The organism is Sphingorhabdus sp. EL138, from assembly GCF_945890115.1.
Taxonomy (GTDB): Bacteria; Pseudomonadota; Alphaproteobacteria; order Sphingomonadales; family Sphingomonadaceae; genus Sphingorhabdus_B.
Map to the genome: position 1 here is coordinate 98,357 of NZ_CAMDCK010000002.1, position 21,737 is coordinate 120,093.

Here is a 21,737-nt window from a genome sequence, read left to right on the forward strand (position 1 = left end):
AACGATTAAATTCGTCTTGACGTCTGCGTCAACTTACTGCCATTGAAAGAGTTATACCGCAGGACAATTTTGCAGGGGATTTAACATGTCACTCGATACCATTCCACGCACCGCCTATAATGAAGACCATGAGGCGTTCCGCCAGTCTGTGCGCCAATTCCTTTTAAAGGAAGTCGCGCCAAATGCGAAGAAATGGCAGGAAGCTGGAATTGTCGATAAATCCATCTGGCCCAAAGCGGGTGCAATAGGAATGCTGTGCCCAACTGCCCCAGTCGAATATGGCGGTCTGGGCCTCGACTTTGGTTACAACGCAATCGTCGACGAAGAATCGGCTTATTATGGCGGCGCTACAACCGGCTTCTCCTTGCAGTCTGACATCGTCGTCAACTACATCACCAGCTATGGTAGCGAAGAGCAGAAGAAGCATTGGCTGCCCAAGATGATCGCTGGCGAAGTCATCACCGCGATTGCGATGACCGAGCCTGGCACCGGAAGCGACCTGCAAAGCATGAAGACCACTGCCAAGAAGGATGGCAATCATTATGTCATCAATGGCAGCAAAACCTACATCACCAATGGCCAGAATGCGGACCTGATTTTGGTCTGCGTTAAAACCGACACCGAAATTCAGCCCGCTTATAAGGGCATGTCGATCGTTCTCGTTGAGGCGGAGCGTGAAGGTTTCAAACGCGGTCGCAACCTTGACAAAATCGGCATGGACGAAGCCGACACGTCCGAATTGTTCTTCGAAGATGTGCGCGTCCCCATGACCAATTGCTTGGGCGAAGAGGGCAAGGGCTTCATCTATCTGATGAGCGAATTGCCGCAGGAGCGTCTTTCTATCGCCGTGTCATCCATGGCAAGCACGCAAAAGGCATTTGACGAGACCGTCGCTTTTTGCCGCGACCGGATCGTCTTCGGCAAGCCATTGCTCGATTTCCAGAACACCCGTTTTGTTTTGGCCGATATCAAATCCAAATTGCAGGTGGGCTGGGCGCATCTCGATTGGGCATTGAACCGCCATTATAAGAAAGAACTGACCGCCGAGGAAGGCGCAGCTGCGAAATTGTGGCACACAGATCTGCAGTGGCAAGTAATAGATGCCTGCCTGCAATTACATGGCGGCGCGGGATATATGAACGAATATCCCATCGCCCGCATGTGGCGCGCCGCCCGCGTAACGCGTATTTTTGGCGGTACGAACGAGATCATGAAAGAACTGATCGGTCGGGGTCTATAGAACGATCTATATCCTCGGACTACTCCGTCACCCTGAACTTGTTTCAGGGTCCATCGTGCCACACAACCGGCGGTTGAGGCTGATAAATTGACCCTGAACCAAGTTCAGGGTGACGACTGTTTATAAAGGTTCCACATGCCCAAACCGCAAAGCTGGCAGCTTGACCCTGCAAGCTATCCATTCAGCCACCGCACGGAAACACGGTTTGCAGATATGGATTTGCTCGGCCACATCAACAATGTCGCCATGGCTGGATTGTTTGAGCATGGTCGCGGCATGTTTAATCACACAATCGGAGTCCAACGAAGAGCGCCGGGGCAACGCTGGCTCATCGTCAGTGTGGCAATCGAGTATATCGCCGAGGCGCATTTCCCCCAACATGTTGATGTAGCGTGCGGCATATTGCGCGTGGGCAGCAGCAGTTGGCAGATCGCGTCCGCAGCCTTTCAAGGCGGCGAATGCAAAGCGACTTGTATTACGACTATCGTCCTCACCGACGAACAAGGGCCAGCGCCTTTACCACAGGATTTGCGGGAAGAATTTGAACGGCTAAGCGTCAAGACCGCTTAATCAGCAAACACCCCTGCCCGCTTTTGCATTCCGGCCATAACCGCTTCGATCTGGTTAGGCTTGCGTATGACGCGGGCTTGGCGGACGCTTTCGGCCATCAATATCGCGTCTTCGTCCATATCGGCATATTCATTGAATAGCGCCTTTGCTTCGCGCATCGCTTCTGGGTTGCGGTCGGCAATTTCGCGGGCAATGGCCATGGCGCGGACATGCGGGTTTTCGTCTACGAACGTCGCAAAGCCCAGATTTAGCGCCTCGGCCCCTGAAAATTCCCGATTGGTGTAGGTCAGTTCACGCAAGCTGTCTTCACGCACCATCCCGCGCCACAAGGCATAGCCGCCCATGTCGGGGATAAGCCCCCATTTCATTTCCATCACCGCAAGCCTCGCATCCGGCGCGACCACGCGAATGTCTGCGCCGCTCGCAATTTGCAACCCGCCGCCGAAACACACACCATGCACCGCCGCGATCACGGGCATCGGCAATTTGCGCCACAGCATCGCAACCTGTTGGAATGTGTTGGCATTGCCGTGCGTCCGGTCGGTCAGGTTACCCATACCGCTGCTCGCACTTGCGCCACCGCTCGCCATGCTGCCCATATCAAGGCCTGCGCAGAAACTGCGTCCTTCGCCCGACAACACCAACGCGCGTATGCCTTTCGTGCTGGCAAGCTCTTCACCTGCGGCTATGATCCCTTGAAACATCGCCGGGTCAAGTGCGTTCATCTTGTCCGCACGCGTCAGGCGGACGTCGGCGACATGATTGTCGATGGAAATGGATACGCGGTCGTTCATGCTTCGCTCCTGTTCAGTGCAAATTCCACCAGCGGCAATTGATCATTACCAAAATACATCTTGTCGGTGTCAACAAATATGGTCGGCGAGCCATAGCCGCCGCGCGCTATGACCTCGTCGGTGTTCGCGCGCAACTGGGCCTTTACCGCATCGGTCTGTGACGCTATCCGCATGGCCTCTCCGTCAAGACCAGCCTTATTCGCCACCGCGACCAAGACATCGGGATCATCAAGATTTTCCTGCGCGCCAAAATAGCTCTCAAAGGCGGCCTTGGTGAACGTTTTTAGCGCCACCTGATCCCCTGCGAGCGCAGTTGCCATACGCATGGCGTTGATGCTTTTTGCGGGATGATAGATGCTGGGAAAGTTAAGTTCCACGCCCGCCAGCTTTGCCCAATCGCGCATAACCCGCCAACTATGCTTGAGCTTGGGGTTATCCGCCGCTTCTCGTGCGGCATATACAGACGGATTGACCGCATTGAAAACGCCACCGACCAATATGGGACGCAAGCGGACAGAGACGCCGGTGCGCGCAATGAGGGCATCAAGATTGTGGAACGCAATATAAGTCCACGGGCTTGAAAGATCGTAGAAAAATTCAACCCGTTCGCCGTTCATGTTCCGCTCCTTTTGCTCATATCAGCCATAGCATTGCGGCATATTTTATGAAGCCGATAAATTTCGATTTGCGCGCATGGACGAAAGTTCCAACGCTTGTCCGCGAAATTGCACCGTTTGGCGCAGTTCGACAAAGGCAAGGCCGCTGTTAATTTGACTTTAACCATAACCGGCCACAGAAGTGCGTGCGGGAACGCCCGTGGGGATGGGAAGTCGGTCGTGGATGATACGCCTTATGTTTGACGGCAAAGAAACACGGCTTGCTGGACAGGGCTGGGACATGGATATGTCGTTGCCCGAAGCCATGACCAAGTCGATGCGTCACAAATCCGAACCCAGCGCGTCTGGCGCCAGCTGGTTTCATCGCTTCGCCGAACTCGATTTTGTGCCAGACCTTGGCGAAGATATCGGATCGCTTCGCTGGTTCCGTGGCCTTGGCACTTTAACCGCATTAAGCGTCGCTGCGCTTGCACTTCTGCCAGATTACGGACCCATTTACGGTGTACAGCCCTCCTTGCCCACCGAGGCAGAGTTTGAAGAGGCGCGCGCACAAATGATTATGCCAATCGGTTATGGCAGCGACAGCGGCAAGCGCATGGCCGCCACGGACGCCGTTGTCGCGCTGGCCGATAGCCCAGAACGCCCGCGCATCGAGCTCACGGCATCTTTGGGGCGCGGCGACAGCTTTGCCCGTGTGCTCCAACGTTCGGGCGTCGGCGGCAGTGAGGCAGCCAATGTGGTGAACATGGTATCGGGCGTGACGGCATTGTCGGATATTGAGCCTGGCACCCCCATTGACATCATACTTGGAACGCGACCGTCGAAAAATCAGCCGAGACCGCTTGAATCCGTTGCCTTTCGCGCGCGCTTTGACCTCAATCTCGAAATCAATCGTGAAGGCGGCAGGTTAAGATTAAACAAAAAGCCCATAAACGTCGACAACACGCCGCTGCGTATTCGCGGAACTGTGGGTAATGAAGGCATCTTCCGTTCGGCACGAGCCGCCGGCGCGCCGGCGCGGGCTATTCAGGACTATCTGAAAGTCATTTCCGGACGCACATCCTTATCAAGCATCCGGTCGACTGACCAATTTGATATCATCGTTGATTACAAGCGCGCTGAAACCGGCGAAGTTAAAGTAGGCGACCTGCTATATGCTGGCGTGGACCGCGATGGAAAATCCAATATCCAGATGCTGAAATGGACGCTGGGTAACAACACCCAATGGTTTGAGGCATCGGGCATCGGTGAGTCCAAAGGTACCCTCAGCCGCCCAGTGAATGGCCCCGTGACGTCTAGTTTTGGCGGACGGCGACACCCGATTTTGGGCTATATGCGGATGCATGCCGGCCTCGATTTCAAGGCCGGCTATGGTCAGCCCATTTTTGCGGTGACCGACGGCGTTGTGGCTTTTGCTGGACGCAATGGCGGCTATGGCAATTTTGTGCGGCTGAATCACAGTGGCGGTCTGGCCAGTGGCTATGGCCATATGAGCCGAATTGCAGCACGCCCCGGTAGCAGAGTCCGGCGGGGACAAATCATTGGCTATGTGGGTTCCACAGGCCTGTCGACGGGACCACATTTGCATTATGAGCTTTATCGCAACGGGCGCGCAGTAAACCCAATGTCCGTGAAGTTTACCCAGCGGGCGCAGCTGTCCGGCGGTGACCTCACCCGTTTCAAGGGCAAGCTTCAAAGCCTAAAGTCCGTTACGCCAGGCGCGGCGCTTACCCCATTGCAAACGGCGGCTAAAAGGGACGAAGCACCAAAGCGGGAGATTGACCGGCTGACACTTCGCGACAGCCGGATACAGACCGGCGGATAAGGCGTTGAGGAAAGAATATATCGCCGCTAAGTGTTTTGCATGAGCGATATATCTTCTTTTCCAAACAGCCGCCTGCGCCGCACCCGTATCACTGGTTGGAGCCGCGCGATGGTGCGCGAAAATATGCTTTCTCCTGCCGATCTCATCTGGCCATTGTTCGTAACCGAAGGCGAAGGCATTGAGGAACCGATAGCGACGCTCCCCGGGGTCTCGCGCTGGTCCGTTGACCAGATTGTCCTGCGCGCTGCCGAAGCCATCGAATTGGGCATACCTTGCATTGCGCTGTTCCCGAACACACAGGCCGACCGCCGTACCGAAGATGGTGCGGAAGCGTTCAATCCCGACAACCTCATGTGCCACGCCATTCGCGCTATCAAGCAAGCGCATGGGGACCAGATTGGGGTTTTGACTGATGTCGCGCTCGACCCTTACACCACCCATGGGCAAGATGGGCTGATCGATGATGACGGCTATGTCGTCAATGATGACACCGTCGCCGCGCTCGTCGACCAAGCGATCAACCAGGCCAATGCAGGCACGGACATCATCGCGCCAAGCGATATGATGGATGGCCGCATTGGTGCCATTCGCAAAGCATTGGAAATGAACGGGCATCATAATGTTCAGATCATGTCCTACGCCGCCAAATATGCGAGTGCCTTTTACGGACCGTTCCGCGATGCGGTCGGCTCGCGCGGTCTGCTAAAGGGTGACAAGAAATGTTACCAAATGGACCCGGCCAATACCGATGAAGCAATGCGCGAAGTGGCTATGGACATTGCCGAAGGTGCAGACAGCGTCATGGTGAAGCCCGGCCTGCCCTATCTTGATATTGTCCGCCGGGTGCGTGAGCGCTTTAACGTGCCTGTGTTCGCATATCAGGTGTCGGGTGAATATGCGATGATTGAGGCTGCCGCCGCGGCGGGCGCAGGTGATCGTGATGCGCTTGTGCTGGAAACGCTCATGGCCTTCAAACGTGCGGGATGTTCGGGAATATTGACCTATCATGCGGCGGTGGCGGCGCGCTTACTTAGGGCGTAACACCTAAACGCATCCGTCCTCCGCACCTTAAGCTATGGAAAAGCCAATGATACACACGCGCAACGACATCAGCATCATTACGTTGAACGGCAAAACACCGCAGATCCACGACAGCGCCTTTATCGCGCCGGGTTGCCGTATCATCGGGGATGTCACCATCGGAGCTGAAGCAAGCATCTGGTATAATTGCGTCATCCGCGCAGAGGTGAACCGCGTGGTCATTGGTGCGCGAACCAATATTCAGGACGGCAGCATCGTCCATTGTGACGGCCCGGCGCCCGGGGTTGAGGACGGATTTCCCACCCTCATTGGGGACGATGTGCTCGTGGGACATAATGTCATGCTGCACGGTTGCATCTTGCATGATCGCGCCTTTGTTGGCCTGTCCTCGACCGTCATGAACGGCGCAGTGATTGAAGGCGACGCCATGCTCGCCGCTGGCGCGATGTTGACCCAAGGCAAACGGATAGCAACACGGCAATTATGGGCGGGTTCGCCTGCGCGTTTTGTGCGCGATCTTGACGATGCTGCGGTCATGGACATGCGGCTTGGTGTTGCGCATTATGTTCACAATGCCAAGGCACATGCCGCCGCCGTAACTTCGGTTTAAAACTTCGCCCTTATGGTGACGCGGCCGTTCATGGGCGCACCGGTCGATATATTGTTATTATTATGCGCATCCGAATAATAATCGGTGTTGAACAGGTTTTCGACATTCAACTGCAATTGTAGCGCATCGCTCAGGTCATAATAAAATGCCGCATCAACGCGCGTGAAAGCAGGCAGCTTTGTTGTATTGGCGGCCGTACGTATGGCCGCAAACTGGCTGGATTGGTGAATGATACCAAGGCCAGCTGCAAATCGACCGTTAAAGTCATAGCGGTTCCACAGGCTCGCCTGATGCTGGGGCACTTGCCCCAAACGCACGCTGTCATTGCCAGCCAGGGTTGCGTCCTGATAGCTATAGCCGCCATGCACCTGCCATGATGACGTAATGTTGCCCGTGACCGCCAACTCAACGCCTTGCGTCCGCGTCGTACCTATATTGATGCTGGCCACAGGATTGCGTGGATCAGGCGTCGTCGCATTGCTGCGTTCCAGCTGAAACACAGCCAGCGTCAGGTTCAGATTGGGCTGCACATCCCATTTGGCGCCAAGCTCGTAATTGGTAAACTTTTCCGGCGCGAGATTTTCCTGCGTCACCGTCAGCGCCAAAAACTGGTCGCCGGAGCGTGGCAGGAAAGACTGGCTGTAGCTGCCATATAAAGAGATATTCTCCTGCGGCTTGAAAATCAGGCCAAGGCGCGGACTTACTTTTTCATCCTTTCGCGCAAAGGGCCGGTCAACCGCTGGAAACAGGTCTGTGCCTGCAATGTCGAAATTATCATAACGCAGACCAGCAACAATATCGATATGGTCGCCAAGGCTGATCTGGTCCTGAACATAAGCAGAGAAGAATTTTACGTCGGACACGGTATCGCGTGACAATGCGCTGAAATTGACGGTCGGGAAAATAGGATTAGCCAAGCTGAACGTGGACGTGGAGAGCACACCGTTGAAACGCCGATTGGCCGATTTTTGATCTCCATATTCCGTGCCGACTAGGATTTTATGGCCCAACGGACCCGTTTCCACATCCCAGACCAAATTGGCTTGCGCGATGAAGTTTTCACGTTGGGTCGGGTCACTATACGCGGCCAAAGCCACAGTGCCATTCTGCGCCGTCGCAGCGCCATTGGGATAGACGTTCAGGTAAACTTTGTCATAGTCGCCATATAATATTGTCCCGCTAAAGCTCAAATTTGAAGTCAACGCACCATCGAGCCGCAATTTGGCGATGTGCGCCTCCAACTTGGTATGGTTGATGCCCGGAACGCCAAAAAATTGGTCGCGATAGCCTGCGATTGGGCGGTTAGGCTGACCGACGCCAGCGGCGATTGATGGAATTCCGCGGTCGGTTGTGCGGTCGTCATGCACATATTCATAGGACAGCCCAAGCTTCCACCTATCGTTCAGTTTTAACGCAACATAAGGGTTCCAAGCATAACGCTCCCCCCCAACGAAGTCGCGATGGCTGTCGAATTTTTCGTAAATGGCGTTGACGCGCACGGTTACGGCATCGCTCAAGGGCGCGTTGACATCCGCCGATATATCATAAGCGCCAAGGCTGTTGATGCTGACCTGCCCTGCATAAATAAAATCATCGCTCAAAGGCGATTTCTGCACGCGGTTGATTATACCGCCGCCGCCGCCGCGACCGAAGATCAGGGCATAAGGCCCTTTCAGAATTTCGACGCGTTCGATGTTGTACAGGCCGCGATAATATTGAACGTCGTCGCGCACACCATCCAAGAAAAAGTCAGCGGTGGTGTTTTGCCCGCGCAAGGTAATCTGGTCGCGATTGCCCTCGCCTTGGCCCACCGTTGTGCCCGGGACATAACGCAAAATGTCCGCAAGCGAATGATGCGCCTGATCATCCAACTGATCGCGAGTGACGACGTTAATCGTCTGCGGAATATCAATCAACGGTGTGTCGGTTTTGGTCGCGGTAACGGAATTGGTCGCAAGATAGCCGTCGCTTAGGCCCGTTACGATGATTGTCCGGCTGTCATCATAAGCTTCGACGTCAAACGCGTCTTCGGCGAAGGCCGGTTGCCCCAATGCCGAAGCGGACAGCAAAGTGATAATGGACGCAGATAGGCGGAGCATGTTGAACCTTAGTTTTATTGCGAATGACTCGCAAATCAATTTTGGCTCACTATTGAGAAGCGTTATCATATGCAATTGAAAATTGTGAAAATGATTGGATTGCTTTTGCATCTGGGCGATTGTTTGCACTATCAAGATGGGATTGAAGGAGGTTTTCAACGATGCAAGCAACGATTTGGCACAATCCGGAGTGCGGAACCTCACGAAAAACCTTGGCAATCCTTCAGGAAACCGAAGGGGTCGTGGTTTCCATCATCGAATATCGCAAACAATCCTTTGCCCGCGAAAAGCTGGAACAACTGTTCCGTGATGCAGGCCTTACGCCGCGCGAAGCATTGCGCACGCGCGGTTCACCTGCCGAAGAATTGGGCCTTATCAACGAAGCGTCGTCAGAACGGATATTCGATGCGATGGTTGTGCATCCAATTTTGGTTGAACGTCCCTTTGTCGAAACGGATAAAGGCGTCAGGCTGTGCCGACCTCAGGAAAAGGTCCGCGAAATCCTATAAGCCAATCTAGCCCGTCCGCCGAACGCCCTAAGCCGCAATGGCGTAAGGTTGAATTTCACCCGACAGGTACAGATTGCGCGCCTTGGCACGGCTCATTTTGCCGGAGCTTGTCCGTGGCAAAGTGCGCGGCGGAATCAGTTCGACAACGCAGTTCATGCCCGTGACCGAACGGACCTTGTCGCGGATCTGCTCACGCAACTTGGCCCGTTCCACCTCGTCCGTTGTGCGGCATTGCACGAGCACGGCGGGCGTTTCTTCGCCGCCCGGTGTCGTCACGGCGAAAGCAGCAATGTCTCCAGCCTTAAAGCCTGGCAGTTGTTCGACAGCCCATTCAATGTCCTGCGGCCAATGGTTTTTGCCATTGATGATGATCATGTCCTTGGCACGGCCAACGATGTAAATATATCCGTTCGACAGATACCCCATGTCGCCGGTGTCGAGCCATCCGTCGACCAAGCACGCATCGGTGGATTCCTTGTCGCGGAAATATTCCTTCATCAAGGACGGACCAGTGCACCACACTTTGCCAATTGTCCTGTCCGCAACTGGCGCGCGGTTTTCGTCGCGGATCTCGATAGTCATGTCTTTTACGGCACGCCCGCAATTGACGATTGCGCGATACCGGACCGGACGGTCCGTCGCGCCGGGGTGGCCCGTCAGATCGGTCTCTTCAACCAGTTCAACTTGAATGCCTTCACCCGGCGGCATGATCGATACCGCAAGCGTGGTTTCGGCAAGGCCGTAGCTGGGCAAGAATGCCGATGCCTTGAACCCCGCATCGCAAAAGGTGTCCACAAATGCCTGCATCACGTCAGGCCGGATCATGTCCGCACCATTGCCCGCCAACCGCCATTTGGACAGGTCAAAGCGGTCGTTCACATGGCTCTGGCTGGAAATCCGCCGCGCGCAAATGTCATAGCCGAATGTCGGCGAGTAACTGATAACCATACCATCGGCGGCACTGATAACGTCAAGCCATGCCAGCGGGCGACGGGCAAAATCCTCCGTCTTCATGTAATCGGTCGACACTTGGTTCGCCACTGGTGACAGAAAACAACCCACAAGACCCATGTCATGATACCAGGGCAGCCACGACACGCAGCGGTCATTTTCGGTCACTTCCATGCCATGCGAATGCGCCGACAGATTGTTTAATAATGCCTTGTGCGTAACCGCGACACCATGCGGGAAACGGGTCGATCCGCTCGAATATTGCAGATAACAAATTTCATCGGTACCGGCCGATGGCAGTTCCGTCTTCGAAGCAATCCGGTCAGTGAAGTTCTCCCAATCAAGCCCTTCGACACCGCAGGCGCGCGCCGCGGCATTTGCCATATCTGCCAGTTCAACAGGGAAAAACAATATCTTGGGATCACAGCTTTTCAACTGCACCGACAATTGTTCGACATAGCTTTCCTTAACGCCGAACGAGGTCGGTAGTGGTAGTGGGACGGGCCATGCGCCCGCGTATACACATCCGAAAAACAAGGCGGCAAAATCTGGCCCTGTTTCAGCGACCAAGGCAACGCGATCATCCTTATTTATGCCATGGCTAATCAACCGATACGCCATTTTCAACGCATCTTCGCGCATTTCGCTATAGGGGTAAGGCCGCGCCAATACGCCGCGCATGTCGTGGAAGTTTAACCCACGCTTACCCAACGCCGCGTAATCAAGCGCAGCGCCAAGCGTTTCAAAGTCGGAAAAACGGCGTTGCAAGCTGTCCTGCGTTGGCGTGGATGCGAGTGCGCTCATAAATTTTCCCATAGCATTCGGGCGACAGCCCATGTTATTTTTATCTGTATAGACTTTTAGCCGAGGATAGCAGTTCAAATTTCGACCCGACTGTGGCAAGAATAGGGCGTGACCCAAGCCCGTCCCGCCAAAAAGCCCGCTCCACCGTTAAATGAAGAACGGATGCGTCAACTGGCGCTGCATTATGTCGGCAAATATGCGACCACACAGGCGAAATTGGTAGGCTATCTGGCGCGAAAGACGCGCGAACGCGGTTGGGACGACGAACGGCCGGCGGATATCGCAGGCTTGACCGAGCAATTCACGTCTTTGGGCTATATCAACGACGCCCAATTTGCCGAGGCCCGCAGCCGGTCCTTTGTCCGCAGGGGTTTTGGTGAGCGACGGTTGAGCGAGGATTTGCGCGCCAGCGGAATTGGTGACGCCGATGCCATCCATGCCAAAACGCATATGGAAAATAGCATCTTCACCGCTGCCGAAAACTTCGCCAGACGAAAACGGCTTGGTCCCTTTGCAAAGGAGGCCGCACAACCGGAAAAACGGAATAAGCAGTTGAACGCTTTCCTGCGTGCGGGGCATAGTTTTGAATTGGCGAAACGGTTTGTATATGCCGAACCCGGCGATGAGATCAGCGAAGATTGATTTTAATCATAGACTCGGTCTGCCGTCGCCACCGCCTCTGACGCCCGGAGCGCTGAGATGATGCGCATGAGATGTTGCAGGTCATGGACTTCCAGATCCACCTCAAACGTATGGAATTCTATATCGCGCGCGGTCATCCGCAGGTGGATGATATTGGCCTTGTGATAACCGAAAATCCCCGCAATTTCCCCCAACGTGCCGGGCCTGTTGTGGATGATGACACGAAGCCGCGCCGACGCGCCTTCGCTGCCTTGTCCCCAGCTTAAATCGACCCAGTCGGCGTCGGTCCCATGCGCCAATCGGTCGCATTCGATGGTGTGCACCTCAACCGGCTGCCCCGCCAGGCGCAGCCCGACAATCCGGTCGCCGGGAATGGGATGGCAGCATTCGCCAAGATGATAGCCCACGCCCGGGGTTAAGCCACGGATAGAGATTGCTCTCTCCTGCCCCGGAAAATCGGCATAAATGCCATCGGCGTCAAAACCGGGGACCAGTGCCTCCATCAATGCGCGGTCGTTGATTTTGCCCAAGCCAATGCGATGCATCAGCTCGTCCTCATCCTCCAGCTTTAACCGCGTCAGCGCCGCCGTAAGCGCCTTTTTGCCGATTTTTGCTGGCATACGCGCGGCGACTTCTTCATACAGCTTACGGCCAATCACAACCAGCTCACCACGTTCGCGGTGTCGGACATGGCGACGGATGGCTGCGCGTGCCTTGCCCGTAGTCACAAAGTTCATCCACGCCTGTTGCGGCTCTTGCGCCTTTGACTTCAAAATTTCCACCATGTCACCATTGCGCAACTGCGTCCGCAACGGCACATGACGGCCATTGACCTTGCCACCTACGGTGTTGTCTCCAAGATCGGTGTGCACGGCATACGCAAAATCAACGACTGTTGAACCCTTCGGCAACTGGTGCAGCGCGCCTTTAGGTGTAAAGGCGAAAATGCGGTCCTGATACATCGCCATCCGTGTGTTTTCGAGAATGTCCTCGGCATCTTGGCTTGTCTCGAGTATCTCGAGCAGATCACGCAACCAGCCCGCCTGCCCATCGGGCTTGTCAGCCTGCTTATAAGCCCAATGGGCAGCAAAACCATGTTCCGAGCTACGGTGCATCTCGGCGCTTCTGATCTGCACTTCCACCCGCATATTTTTGGCGAACATAATCGTCGTATGGATTGATTTATAACCGTTGCGTTTTGGCGTGGAGATAAAATCTTTGAAACGTCCGGGCACCATCTGCCAACGCCGATGCAGCACGCCCAAGGCGCGATAACACTCGTCAGTCGTCTCGGTAATGACGCGAAAGGCGTTGATGTCGGTCAGTTGTTCAAACGCGACATGGCGTTCCTGCATCTTTTTCCAGATCGAATATGGGTGCTTTTCACGACCAGAAATTTTGATGTTAAGGCCAGCCTGCTCCATTTCCCAAGCAATGGTCTGGTTGATCTGGTCAATCTCGACATCCGCCTTCTCCCGGATTTGTTTCAAGCGACCCGTAATCGTCTGATAGGCGGCAGGCTCCAATTGTTCAAAGGCAAGCAACTGCATCTCGCGCATATATTCATACATGCCAATCCGCTCAGCCAGCGGGGCATAAATATCCATCGTTTCCTTGGCGATGCGGCGTCGCTTGTCGGGGCTTTTGATGAAATGCAGCGTCCGCATATTGTGCAGCCGGTCGGCCAATTTGACCAAAAGTACGCGGATATCATCGGAGATTGCGAGCAAGAATTTGCGCAGATTCTCCGCCGCCCGCTCATCCTCCGTTTGCGCTTCAATCTTTGACAGCTTGGTAACGCCATCGACCAAGCGCGCGACCTCAGGACCAAAGCGTTTTTCAACATCTTCGATGGTGGTCAGCGTGTCTTCTACCGTGTCGTGCAACAACGCGGTGATGATCGTGTCCTCATCCATTTTGAGGTCAGTCATCAGCCCTGCAACCTCTACCGGGTGGCTGAAATAGGGGTCGCCAGAGGCCCGCTTTTGTGCGCCATGCATTTGCACGGTGAACACATACGCCCGGTTAAGCCGATCTTCATCGACATCAGGTGCGTAAGCCCGCACCCGCTCAACCAGTTCATATTGCCGCATCATCCGCCCAACTTGGGTCTTTTACGTGGCGATGCAACAGGAAAATGCGTTTGGGCTAGGGTCAGGTCACGACTTGGAGGGGTTTAAGCTTGGCCGCGTGACCAAAAAACTGCGCCGAAGGTTCATTCCCTCCGGCGCAGTTTGCTTTCGGCTCCTGAAGCTGCCCGTGAAAAGCAGCAAGGGGGGTAGGAGAGCGGAGCCGAATAATTCAGGCGTGGCTTTAGTTCTTGGCGACGGCCTTTGCATTGTCGCCATTGCATGCCGCAACTTCTTCCGCCGTGAACACGCGCTCACCGGCGGTAAAGGCCGTAACTTCGCCGAATTCACGCACTATGCTGACGCACATATTCTTTGGCGCAGTCGACGCCATTGGCGCGCGGCAGCTCGTGCCTTCGCACTTTACAAATACGCTGCGCAACAGCTTTGGCTTGGCAGTGGTCGGCTGCGCCAGTTCGGCTTTATAATAGCTACCGTTGGTGGCGGCATGTGCCTGCGGCGCTGCGAACAAAAGGGTTGCGCTCAAAGCAGTGGCAGCAGCAAGCGCGCCCACGCGGGCGGAAAATTGGGAGAGAGTCATCATGTATTCCTTTAGCTTTGCTAAACATCAAAATGCAGACTGGAACTTTAGGCTCTCGCGAGCATTTTGCGCTTCTGGTAAATCAGTTGCGAATCGCTACTTATTAGTATAAGTTTCTATTTGCAACTTAATTTTGCAATTTAGGTTGCTTATTTTGAACAAGGGTCGCAATCTGCGATCGAGAGGATGTTTGATGGGTGAATTGCGGGAACCTTTGCAGCAGCTCGCCGAATGCGGCCTCCCCATGGCGCTGGAGGCAATGGGCGAACGCTGGTCATTCATGATATTGCGCGCGGCCTTTAATGGCGTTCGGCATTTTGAGGAGTTTCTCTCCGAAATCAGCATTGCCCGCAACATATTGGCCAACCGCCTGACCCGTTTGACAGAAAGCGGAATATTACACCGCACCCCCTGCCCCGACGACCGCCGTAAGGTTGAATATCGCCTGACGGAAAAAGGGCTCGACCTGTTGCCGACCATGATCGCGTTGCGCCAATGGGGCGAAAAATGGGGTACGGGTGTTTTGTCCAATCCGGTGTTGGTCGATGACCGTGATCGTCAACCCATCCTGCCCGTGACAATCCGCAGTCATGACGGACGGGTTCTTGGCTACATGGATCTATGCTGGATGCACTCAGCAGACATTACGCCAATCAGCGCCGATATGCATGATATCGATGATCGCGTCAGGAAGTTAAGCGCGATTTAACCTGCGCTCATGACATGCTGTAAAGCGGCCATTGAATTTTTGTTGCGAATCTGTTACACTCCGTGACGACAGGCCAACTTTGGTCGATGACTGCGCGTCCAATCCAGGTCGCGACAGGTTCATGACGTAAGGGACGAACGAAAAAAGTCTGATGGGCGACCCTACCGTCGCCTGAACAAGCTATTTCTCCCGAATAATCAGAAAGGTCGTAATATGACGTCCAACGCGGCGATGTTTGATGTAGGCGATTATGTGGTATATCCCAAGCATGGGGTCGGCCGCGTGATTGAACTTCAGGATTCCGAAATCGCAGGGATGCAGCTTCAGCTTTATGTCCTGCGTTTTGAAAAAGAAAAAATGACGCTTCGCGTGCCTTTCAACAAGGCCGAAGGCGTTGGCATGCGCAAGCTTTCAAGCGATAAGACACTGAAAGAAGCGATGCATACTTTGACTGGAAAGCCCAAGGTGAAGCGTACCATGTGGTCACGTCGCGCGCAAGAATATGAAGCGAAGATCAACTCGGGTGACCTTGTATCAATCGCCGAAGTGACACGCGATCTGTTTCGTCCCGATGACCAGCCAGAGCAAAGCTATTCCGAGCGGCAGATTTTCGAAGCCGCATCCAGCCGTCTGGCGCGTGAGCTGGCCGCCATGGAAAAGACCGATGAAAAGGCCGCGCTCCAAAAAATTCTCGTCATCTTGAATGAGGCGGCCCCGCAATATTACGAAAAAGCGGAATAAACTCTCCTTACCGGGAAAATCTAAAGGGCGCTCGAAACGGCGCCCTTTTTTATGCCGCCACGCTACCGCGTAACGCCCAGCCTGACAATGATCTGTCCCCAATGATAAAAGGCAAAATGGCCAAAGTAATAGTCTGGTATGACGGGGCATGCCCCCTGTGCATTCGCGAGATTGCATTGATGCGTCGGCTCGACACGCGTCGCTCTATCGACTTTCTGGATATAGCACCTGCAGATGCAGTGTGTCCGCTTGACCGCGAATTGATGCTGGCGCGCTTCCACGCCAGCGAAGACGGAGTCATATTGTCGGGGGCCGCCGCTTTTGCCGCCATGTGGCGGGCCATACCCTTGCTAAAACCGCTGGGCTTGATCGCCCGCAACCACCTTGTTCTTAAGCTTCTCGAACGGCTCTATAACCGCTTCCTCATCATCAGGCCGCGCCTGCAAAAATTACTGGACTAGATATGCTCGGCGAAACCTTCCCTGCGACGCGGAATGCTGCGCTGTTGCGTCTCACGCAATTTGCGCCGCGGGCTGGCCACGCTTATGCGTCTGGCCGCAATACTGACCCCGGCCCAGACCAAGCAGGCGCGGTATCGAAGCTATCGCCATATCTGCGCTATCGCATGCTAACCGAGCAAGAAGTCATCGGTGCCACGCTTGGCCAACACAGCCTGCAAGCAGCGGAAAAATATGTGCAGGAAGTGCTGTGGCGCACTTATTGGAAGGGCTGGCTCGAGATGCGGCCGTCGGTGTGGACACAATATCTGCAAGAGCGTGATCGGCAACGTGACAGCTTCCCCAATGCCCGCGCAATCCACAGTGCGGAGGCCGGTGAGACCGGCATTGAAGGGTTTGATGACTGGGCGCGCGAATTATTGGAGACCGGCTATCTCCACAACCACGCAAGAATGTGGTTTGCATCCATCTGGATATTCACTCTGCGCCTGCCTTGGGCCTTGGGTGCTGACTTCTTCCTACGGCATTTGGTAGATGCCGACGCGGCAAGCAATACATTGTCTTGGCGGTGGGTTGCGGGCTTACAAACAGCAGGCAAAACCTATCTTGCGACCAGCGAGAATATTGCCCGTTTTACCAATGGCCGATTTGCGCCAAAGGGCCTCGCGACCATCGCGACAATGCCAACCGAGACGCCGGTATGCGCGACACTGCCCCTGCCCTACGCCAATTATTTCGACGCGCATAAGCCCGCCTTCCTGCTGGTAACGCCCGAAGACTTGCACCCCGAATCCGTCTTTGGCGCACCTGCAAAAATCAACGGCGCTGGCGTGCTGTTTGACCCTGAAACCTTGTGGGGTGACAGTGCCCGATCCTTTGTCGAGGGGGCAGCAGGCGACGCTGCCGAACGCGTTGGTAACAGTTTCAAATGCCCAACGAAATTGCTCAACAATTTGGATGCCGCAAGCGTGATAGCCCAAGCCCGCGAAGTCGGCGCAGAGCAGGTCATAACCGCTTATGCACCCGTTGGCCCCGTCGCGGATAGCTTGGCCCGCATCGCGCCCGCATTGGCATCAGAGGGGCTCCCTATCGTTCAAGTGCGGCGCGCCTGGGACGAGAGTTTTTGGCCGCACGCGACCAAAGGTTTCTTCCCGTTCAAGGAACGCATTCCAAAAATATTGAAGGAAATGGGTCTTTCACGGTAAGCCGCAAAAATGGGTTGCGCGAAACCCAGCCGCGCATATTGTCGGGGTAATATACACAAGGGGAGCACTTCATGGGTCAGACCATATGTTTTCTGGCAGGGTTCATGCAGCATCATGTGCGCCTGAAAAATGGCTTCAAATTCACATGAGCAATTGGTGGGACCGGAATGTCGTTCCGCGATTAATCGGCTGCGCCTGCACCCAACCTGCAGTAATGCAAGATAGGGCCAAAGTGGTGCCGCTCGCCTCCGGCGATGTACTTGAGCTTGGTTGCGGCGCGCCTAACCTTGATTATTATGACTGGAACAAGGTGCATTCACTGTCAGGTGTTGATCCTTCCCCGCAGTTGCTTGCCAGTGCAACACGTGCGTTGGAAAGCAAGGGGCTGACGGCCAATTTCATGTCGGGGGTTGCTGAGGCACTTCCCTTTGCCAACGCCAGCTTCGACACTGTTGTGACGACTTTCACCCTCTGTTCAGTGCAAGATCCGCATTTGGCATTGTTGGAGGCGAAGCGGGTACTCCGGCCAAATGGTCGCTTGCTGTTTGTCGAACATGGCGGCGCGCCAGATCCGTCGGCGGCCGCGTGGCAAAACCGTATCGAGCCGATCTGGAAACGGATTGCCGGTGGTTGCCATTTGACCCGGCCTGTAACGCAGGCCATATCGGACGCTGGATTTATATGTCAGCCGCCGCAAGGACATTATATGAAACGGACGCCAAAATGGCTGGGTTGGGTTGAATGGGGTGAGGCCCGATTGGCCGGAGCGGACGTCGCTTCACCAAACAAATCATAGACGATGACATCCATATTGCCGAGATTAAAAAAGAGGAATATCGTCAATGACTTTTAGCCAGTTCAGCCGCTGCAGCGCCTTTGCCATCGCCTTGTCGCTCACCGCCTGTAACATGCCAGCCAATGGCGAAAGCCCGGCAGCAGTTTGCACGCCCGGCGCGGTGGCAGGCCAGTCGGCGGCGGGGCTGCAACAAGTTACCTTATGCGTGACCAGCGCCGCCAAAACGCATAGCTTCACCGTTGAGGCTGCAAGAACTTCAGCAGAACAAGCCAGGGGGCTCATGTTCCGGACGGAACTCGCAGACAATATGGGCATGATTTTTCCCTTTCCAGAACCGCGTGTCGCAAGTTTCTGGATGAAGAACACCGTCATCCCTTTGGACATTATTTTCGTACGCGCAGACGGCACGATTGAGAGTATCGCCGACAACACCGTCCCTTATTCCACCACACCCGTTGTGTCGGGCGCGCCAGTTGCCGCGGTACTCGAATTGCGCGGCGGCCTTGCGGCTGAACTGGGAATCGTTTCCGGTGACAAGGTGCAATGGACAACCAAATAAGGCCAAATAAGGATTGCGCGGAATCATGCTTGGTCCTAATCGCGTGAGCCATGGGTATTCTGAGTAAAATCTTCACTTGGTGGGACGGCGCAACGATTGGCACGTCAATCTATAGCTGGCGCAAAGGCAAGGCTGTGGGCGCAGACGCCTTGGGCAATCGATATTATCAATCATCCGACGGCAAACGCCGCTGGGTGATTTATAATGGGCCCAATGATGCAAGTCGGGTGGCGCCCGATTGGCATGGCTGGTTGCATGGCACACATGATGGCGATCCGGAGAGCTATTTGCCACCGCATCGCGGCTATGAAACTGCGGCCGTACCCAATCTGACCGGAACCGAAGCTGCCTATCGTCCGGCGGGGTCGATTGAACGTGGCGGCCACCGTGCCCGTGCAACGGGTGATTATGAGGCGTGGAGTCCGGACGCATCATGATCCGCTCACGCGGCTTAATATGGTTGCCTGTATTAGCAACGCTTGCCGCATGCGGTTCTTCCGAGGATGAAACGCTTGCGCCCGCAAAATCGGGCAAGGCGATCTCCACAAACGACAAAATTGTTGCCATGTCCGGTGCAAATATTGGCACGCCAATGGCAGAACGCATTGCCGTACTGGGTCTGTTGAACAAACGAAACGGCCAAACCCGCGACGTTGAACTCAAACCCGGCCAAGCTATTCGCTTCGACAAAGTGGTCATCCGACTCAGGGCTTGTGAGAAAACAGCGCCGTGGGAAAACCAACCGGACGAGGGTGCATTTGTACAGTTGCTCGTGAATGAGCGTCCCCCCGGCACGACCGAGGCGGAAAGATGGCGCAGCGTCTTCTCCGGCTGGCTGTTCAAGGGAAATCCCGCCGCCAATGTTGTCGAGCACCCGATTTACGATGTGTGGGTCAAGGCTTGCAAAATGCGCTTCCCCGGCGAAGAGGCACCCGTAGAGAAGAAATCCTCTGCAGAGGCTCCTGCAGCCGATGCTGAGGATATAGCGCCATCAAGCGCGCCCCAATTGCCGCCCGAGCCTGCTCCCGCAGCGGCTGACGACGCGAGCCCGGATGAAGCTTGAACAGCTTTTGTCAATGCGGCCTCAAGCAGCTTACGATAGGCGCTTTGGGTCATTTCGATTGCCCCTAGACTAGCTAAATGGTCGGTCATGAACTGGCAGTCGAGCAATTCAAACCCGCCCAGTCGAAGCCGTGCGACCAGCCACGCCAAAGCAACCTTCGACGCGTCGGTTTCGCGCGAGAACATGCTTTCCCCGAAAAACGCGCGCCCCAAGGCCAGCCCGTAAAGCCCGCCCACAAGGCGACCTTCCGACCAGCATTCGATGCTATGTGCCCGCCCTTGTTGGTGTAAGCGGCAGAAAGCCGCTTCTATATCCGGATTAATCCAAGTGTCCTGTCGATCCGCTTGCGATTCAGCACAAGTGGCAATGACCTGCGCAAAAGCGGTATTGGCGGTCACCACAAACCGGTCCTGCCGGATAGTTTTGGCAAGTGACTTTGATAAACGAAAGCCATCAAGCGGCATGACCGCCCGAAACTCCGGTTCAATCCAAAAGGTGTCGGGGTCATCACGGGCGTCGGACATCGGAAATATGCCATTGGCGTACGCCTGAAGCAGTAAATCCAGATCGATGGGCACATGAAGTCCTTTCGTGTCCTTCCTATTTAGGGTCAGGACCTATTAAATCCACTTTCGCGGCGTCAAAATGGCAAAGATATCGAAGGTAAATGTCCGTCGCAGGCAGTCATTCTGCCTGCAAGGGCATTTTGCTTTGAGATCGAAGCCATTTTGGCGTCCTTCGGATTTGACCCATTTTGTCCATTGCCGCGTTGGCAAAGCGCGACTTAGAACCACTAAGCCTGCGCTTTGCCGCCTTGCACTGAACAAAATGGCCTCAAACCGCGAAGGTGGATTTAATAGGTCCTGACCCTACCTATCTCGAATTGCGCCGACGCATGCAATGGATTATAGCGTCGATAACCGCCCCGGCAGAGTTAGGCTCACAATGGCTAACTCCACCGGGGCGCATCATTTCAAGCAAAGTCAGGGACCACATATGACCCGCCGCCGCAAAATATACGAAGGCAAGGCCAAGATTCTTTATGAAGGCCCTGAGCCTGGCACGTTAATCCAATATTTCAAGGACGATGCCACCGCCTTCAATAACCAGAAAAAGGGCACAATTTCTGGCAAGGGCGTTATCAACAACCGCGTGTCGGAACATGTCTTTACGCGGCTGAGCCATATCGGCATCCCCACGCACTTCATTCGCCGTCTCAATATGCGCGAACAGTTGATCCGTCAGGTTGAGATCGTTCCTATCGAGGTCATCGTGCGAAATGTGGCCGCTGGCACCTTGTCCAAACGACTTGGTATCGAAGAGGGCACGCCGCTTCCGCATACCTTGTTGGAATATTGCTACAAGGATGACAGCCTTGGCGATCCATTGGTCGCAGAGGAGCATATCGCCTGCTTTGGTTGGGCAACGCAGGAGGAAATGCAGGACATTTCGGCCATGGCGATCCGCATCAATGACTTCATGTGCGGTATGTTTGCGGCCATCGGCATTCGGCTTGTGGACTTCAAACTTGAGTTTGGGCGCTTGTTCGACGGCGATTTTTCGCGAATCATCTTGGCCGACGAAATCAGCCCCGATGGTTGCCGCTTGTGGGATATTGAAACCGGCGAGAAGCTGGACAAGGATCGGTTCCGTCGTGACCTTGGCGGCGAAGCAGAAGCCTATCAAGAAGTCGCCCGCCGCCTCGGCCTGATGCCGGACGAAAGCGAAGGGGCGGTCCTCGATATGGTCAGCCACCGATTACGCAAAGGTAAGTAAATCAATAATTTATATACAAAGAGATCGCAGCTTCCAAACGTCCACGGAAGAACACTAA

General features: G+C 54.8%; 22 protein-coding genes and 1 pseudogene. 16 read left to right on the forward strand and 7 right to left on the reverse strand.

All coding sequences use genetic code 11. The annotated features are described in order from the left end of the window. Positions 1 to 85: 85 nt before the first annotated feature. Complete coding sequence (locus Q0O07_RS01620) at positions 86 to 1,240, forward strand: acyl-CoA dehydrogenase family protein (protein ID WP_295489544.1); 1,155 nt, start codon at positions 86 to 88, stop codon at positions 1,238 to 1,240. Between the two features lie 135 nt (positions 1,241 to 1,375). Beyond that, positions 1,376 to 1,810 carry a thioesterase family protein gene (locus Q0O07_RS01625; RefSeq protein ID WP_295489547.1) on the forward strand — a complete coding sequence of 145 codons (435 nt, stop codon included), beginning with the start codon at positions 1,376 to 1,378 and terminating at the stop codon, positions 1,808 to 1,810. Here the strand turns inward: Q0O07_RS01625 and Q0O07_RS01630 are convergent. Both Q0O07_RS01630 and Q0O07_RS01635 read right to left on the reverse strand, forming a co-directional pair. Further along, complete coding sequence (locus Q0O07_RS01630; RefSeq protein ID WP_295489550.1) at positions 1,807 to 2,604, reverse strand: crotonase/enoyl-CoA hydratase family protein; 798 nt, start codon at positions 2,602 to 2,604, stop codon at positions 1,807 to 1,809. The genes Q0O07_RS01625 and Q0O07_RS01630 overlap by 4 nt on opposite strands. After that, positions 2,601 to 3,221 (reverse strand): 2-hydroxychromene-2-carboxylate isomerase, encoded by a 621-nt coding sequence (locus Q0O07_RS01635; RefSeq protein ID WP_295489553.1) that lies wholly within the window; start codon positions 3,219 to 3,221, stop codon positions 2,601 to 2,603. The genes Q0O07_RS01630 and Q0O07_RS01635 overlap by 4 nt, the downstream gene beginning before the upstream one ends. 223 nt (positions 3,222 to 3,444) lie before the next feature. On the opposite strand from Q0O07_RS01635, the gene Q0O07_RS01640 reads away from it, so the two are divergent. The 3 genes from Q0O07_RS01640 to Q0O07_RS01650 are packed head-to-tail and all read left to right on the forward strand — an operon-like array spanning position 3,445 to position 6,697. Continuing rightward, positions 3,445 to 5,046 (forward strand): M23 family metallopeptidase, encoded by a 1,602-nt coding sequence (locus Q0O07_RS01640; RefSeq protein WP_295489556.1) that lies wholly within the window; start codon positions 3,445 to 3,447, stop codon positions 5,044 to 5,046. 39 nt (positions 5,047 to 5,085) lie between these two features. Further along, a complete protein-coding gene (gene hemB / locus Q0O07_RS01645; protein WP_295489559.1) occupies positions 5,086 to 6,087 on the forward strand; it encodes a porphobilinogen synthase in 1,002 nt (333 codons plus the stop codon). A gap of 46 nt (positions 6,088 to 6,133) precedes the next feature. Further along, on the forward strand, positions 6,134 to 6,697 hold the full coding sequence (locus Q0O07_RS01650) for a gamma carbonic anhydrase family protein (RefSeq protein ID WP_295489562.1): 564 nt from the start codon (positions 6,134 to 6,136) through the stop codon (positions 6,695 to 6,697). Here the strand turns inward: Q0O07_RS01650 and Q0O07_RS01655 are convergent. Beyond that, the gene (locus Q0O07_RS01655) at positions 6,694 to 8,796 is read right to left on the reverse strand and encodes a TonB-dependent siderophore receptor (RefSeq protein ID WP_295489564.1); all 2,103 of its coding nucleotides are present in this window, start codon (positions 8,794 to 8,796) and stop codon (positions 6,694 to 6,696) included. The two genes, Q0O07_RS01650 and Q0O07_RS01655, sit on opposite strands and share 4 nt — an antisense overlap. A 161-nt stretch (positions 8,797 to 8,957) precedes the next feature. Between Q0O07_RS01655 and arsC the strand changes: the two genes are divergently transcribed. Continuing rightward, complete coding sequence (arsC, locus tag Q0O07_RS01660) at positions 8,958 to 9,305, forward strand: arsenate reductase (glutaredoxin) (protein WP_295489567.1); 348 nt, start codon at positions 8,958 to 8,960, stop codon at positions 9,303 to 9,305. Positions 9,306 to 9,332: 27 nt separating this feature from the next. Here arsC and Q0O07_RS01665 read toward each other — a convergent pair whose 3' ends face one another. Further along, the gene (locus Q0O07_RS01665; protein ID WP_295489570.1) at positions 9,333 to 11,060 is read right to left on the reverse strand and encodes a fatty acyl-AMP ligase; all 1,728 of its coding nucleotides are present in this window, start codon (positions 11,058 to 11,060) and stop codon (positions 9,333 to 9,335) included. Positions 11,061 to 11,168: 108 nt separating this feature from the next. On the opposite strand from Q0O07_RS01665, the gene Q0O07_RS01670 reads away from it, so the two are divergent. Beyond that, positions 11,169 to 11,702 carry a RecX family transcriptional regulator gene (locus Q0O07_RS01670; RefSeq protein WP_295489572.1) on the forward strand — a complete coding sequence of 178 codons (534 nt, stop codon included), beginning with the start codon at positions 11,169 to 11,171 and terminating at the stop codon, positions 11,700 to 11,702. 2 nt (positions 11,703 to 11,704) lie between these two features. On the opposite strand, the gene Q0O07_RS01675 is transcribed toward Q0O07_RS01670, so the two are convergent. Beyond that, complete coding sequence (locus Q0O07_RS01675) at positions 11,705 to 13,798, reverse strand: bifunctional (p)ppGpp synthetase/guanosine-3',5'-bis(diphosphate) 3'-pyrophosphohydrolase (protein ID WP_295489575.1); 2,094 nt, start codon at positions 13,796 to 13,798, stop codon at positions 11,705 to 11,707. A 217-nt stretch (positions 13,799 to 14,015) separates the two neighbouring features. After that, on the reverse strand, positions 14,016 to 14,375 hold the full coding sequence (locus Q0O07_RS01680; protein WP_295489578.1) for a hypothetical protein: 360 nt from the start codon (positions 14,373 to 14,375) through the stop codon (positions 14,016 to 14,018). A gap of 190 nt (positions 14,376 to 14,565) precedes the next feature. On the opposite strand from Q0O07_RS01680, the gene Q0O07_RS01685 reads away from it, so the two are divergent. The 8 genes and pseudogenes from Q0O07_RS01685 to Q0O07_RS01720 all read left to right on the forward strand — a co-directional run. Then, on the forward strand, positions 14,566 to 15,081 hold the full coding sequence (locus tag Q0O07_RS01685) for a helix-turn-helix domain-containing protein (protein ID WP_295489581.1): 516 nt from the start codon (positions 14,566 to 14,568) through the stop codon (positions 15,079 to 15,081). 213 nt (positions 15,082 to 15,294) lie between these two features. Further along, positions 15,295 to 15,822: a CarD family transcriptional regulator gene (locus Q0O07_RS01690; protein ID WP_295489585.1), complete on the forward strand. Its 528-nt coding sequence runs from the start codon at positions 15,295 to 15,297 to the stop codon at positions 15,820 to 15,822. Positions 15,823 to 15,938: 116 nt separating this feature from the next. Then, positions 15,939 to 16,283 carry a thiol-disulfide oxidoreductase DCC family protein gene (locus Q0O07_RS01695; protein ID WP_295489588.1) on the forward strand — a complete coding sequence of 115 codons (345 nt, stop codon included), beginning with the start codon at positions 15,939 to 15,941 and terminating at the stop codon, positions 16,281 to 16,283. A 2-nt stretch (positions 16,284 to 16,285) separates the two neighbouring features. Beyond that, positions 16,286 to 17,485, forward strand: coding sequence for an FAD-binding domain-containing protein (locus Q0O07_RS01700; protein ID WP_295489591.1), 1,200 nt, complete (start codon positions 16,286 to 16,288; stop codon positions 17,483 to 17,485). A gap of 145 nt (positions 17,486 to 17,630) precedes the next feature. Continuing rightward, complete coding sequence (locus Q0O07_RS01705; RefSeq protein WP_295489595.1) at positions 17,631 to 18,281, forward strand: class I SAM-dependent methyltransferase; 651 nt, start codon at positions 17,631 to 17,633, stop codon at positions 18,279 to 18,281. Between the two features lie 46 nt (positions 18,282 to 18,327). Next, the gene (locus tag Q0O07_RS01710; protein WP_295489598.1) at positions 18,328 to 18,840 is read left to right on the forward strand and encodes a DUF192 domain-containing protein; all 513 of its coding nucleotides are present in this window, start codon (positions 18,328 to 18,330) and stop codon (positions 18,838 to 18,840) included. A gap of 50 nt (positions 18,841 to 18,890) precedes the next feature. Further along, complete coding sequence (locus Q0O07_RS01715) at positions 18,891 to 19,277, forward strand: NADH:ubiquinone oxidoreductase subunit NDUFA12 (RefSeq protein WP_295489601.1); 387 nt, start codon at positions 18,891 to 18,893, stop codon at positions 19,275 to 19,277. A 155-nt stretch (positions 19,278 to 19,432) separates the two neighbouring features. Then, positions 19,433 to 19,684: pseudogene (locus Q0O07_RS01720) on the forward strand (DUF2155 domain-containing protein); the annotation flags it as partial. 35 nt (positions 19,685 to 19,719) lie between these two features. On the opposite strand, the gene aat reads toward Q0O07_RS01720, so the two are convergent. After that, positions 19,720 to 20,481: a leucyl/phenylalanyl-tRNA--protein transferase gene (gene aat, locus Q0O07_RS01725; protein ID WP_295489604.1), complete on the reverse strand. Its 762-nt coding sequence runs from the start codon at positions 20,479 to 20,481 to the stop codon at positions 19,720 to 19,722. Between the two features lie 418 nt (positions 20,482 to 20,899). Here aat and purC point away from each other — a divergent pair, with 418 nt between their 5' ends. Then, positions 20,900 to 21,679 (forward strand): phosphoribosylaminoimidazolesuccinocarboxamide synthase, encoded by a 780-nt coding sequence (gene purC, locus Q0O07_RS01730; protein WP_295489607.1) that lies wholly within the window; start codon positions 20,900 to 20,902, stop codon positions 21,677 to 21,679. Positions 21,680 to 21,737: the final 58 nt, after the last annotated feature.

Excerpts from the sequence above, each read along its gene's own strand:
- Q0O07_RS01690 (WP_295489585.1), top strand. The coding sequence starts at position 15,295 with ATGACGTCCAACGCGGCGATGTTTGATGTAGGCGATTATGTGGTATAT.
- Q0O07_RS01680 (WP_295489578.1), bottom strand. The coding sequence starts at position 14,375 with ATGATGACTCTCTCCCAATTTTCCGCCCGCGTGGGCGCGCTTGCTGCT.
- Q0O07_RS01620 (WP_295489544.1), top strand. The coding sequence starts at position 86 with ATGTCACTCGATACCATTCCACGCACCGCCTATAATGAAGACCATGAG.
- Q0O07_RS01700 (WP_295489591.1), top strand. The coding sequence starts at position 16,286 with ATGCTCGGCGAAACCTTCCCTGCGACGCGGAATGCTGCGCTGTTGCGT.
- purC (WP_295489607.1), top strand. The coding sequence starts at position 20,900 with ATGACCCGCCGCCGCAAAATATACGAAGGCAAGGCCAAGATTCTTTAT.
- Q0O07_RS01675 (WP_295489575.1), bottom strand. The coding sequence starts at position 13,798 with ATGATGCGGCAATATGAACTGGTTGAGCGGGTGCGGGCTTACGCACCT.
- arsC (WP_295489567.1), top strand. The coding sequence starts at position 8,958 with ATGCAAGCAACGATTTGGCACAATCCGGAGTGCGGAACCTCACGAAAA.
- Q0O07_RS01655 (WP_295489564.1), bottom strand. The coding sequence starts at position 8,796 with ATGCTCCGCCTATCTGCGTCCATTATCACTTTGCTGTCCGCTTCGGCA.
- hemB (WP_295489559.1), top strand. The coding sequence starts at position 5,086 with ATGAGCGATATATCTTCTTTTCCAAACAGCCGCCTGCGCCGCACCCGT.
- Q0O07_RS01665 (WP_295489570.1), bottom strand. The coding sequence starts at position 11,060 with ATGAGCGCACTCGCATCCACGCCAACGCAGGACAGCTTGCAACGCCGT.
- Q0O07_RS01710 (WP_295489598.1), top strand. The coding sequence starts at position 18,328 with ATGACTTTTAGCCAGTTCAGCCGCTGCAGCGCCTTTGCCATCGCCTTG.
- Q0O07_RS01695 (WP_295489588.1), top strand. The coding sequence starts at position 15,939 with ATGGCCAAAGTAATAGTCTGGTATGACGGGGCATGCCCCCTGTGCATT.
- Q0O07_RS01650 (WP_295489562.1), top strand. The coding sequence starts at position 6,134 with ATGATACACACGCGCAACGACATCAGCATCATTACGTTGAACGGCAAA.
- Q0O07_RS01685 (WP_295489581.1), top strand. The coding sequence starts at position 14,566 with ATGGGTGAATTGCGGGAACCTTTGCAGCAGCTCGCCGAATGCGGCCTC.
- Q0O07_RS01635 (WP_295489553.1), bottom strand. The coding sequence starts at position 3,221 with ATGAACGGCGAACGGGTTGAATTTTTCTACGATCTTTCAAGCCCGTGG.
- Q0O07_RS01625 (WP_295489547.1), top strand. The coding sequence starts at position 1,376 with ATGCCCAAACCGCAAAGCTGGCAGCTTGACCCTGCAAGCTATCCATTC.
- Q0O07_RS01630 (WP_295489550.1), bottom strand. The coding sequence starts at position 2,604 with ATGAACGACCGCGTATCCATTTCCATCGACAATCATGTCGCCGACGTC.
- Q0O07_RS01715 (WP_295489601.1), top strand. The coding sequence starts at position 18,891 with ATGGGTATTCTGAGTAAAATCTTCACTTGGTGGGACGGCGCAACGATT.
- Q0O07_RS01640 (WP_295489556.1), top strand. The coding sequence starts at position 3,445 with ATGATACGCCTTATGTTTGACGGCAAAGAAACACGGCTTGCTGGACAG.
- Q0O07_RS01705 (WP_295489595.1), top strand. The coding sequence starts at position 17,631 with ATGAGCAATTGGTGGGACCGGAATGTCGTTCCGCGATTAATCGGCTGC.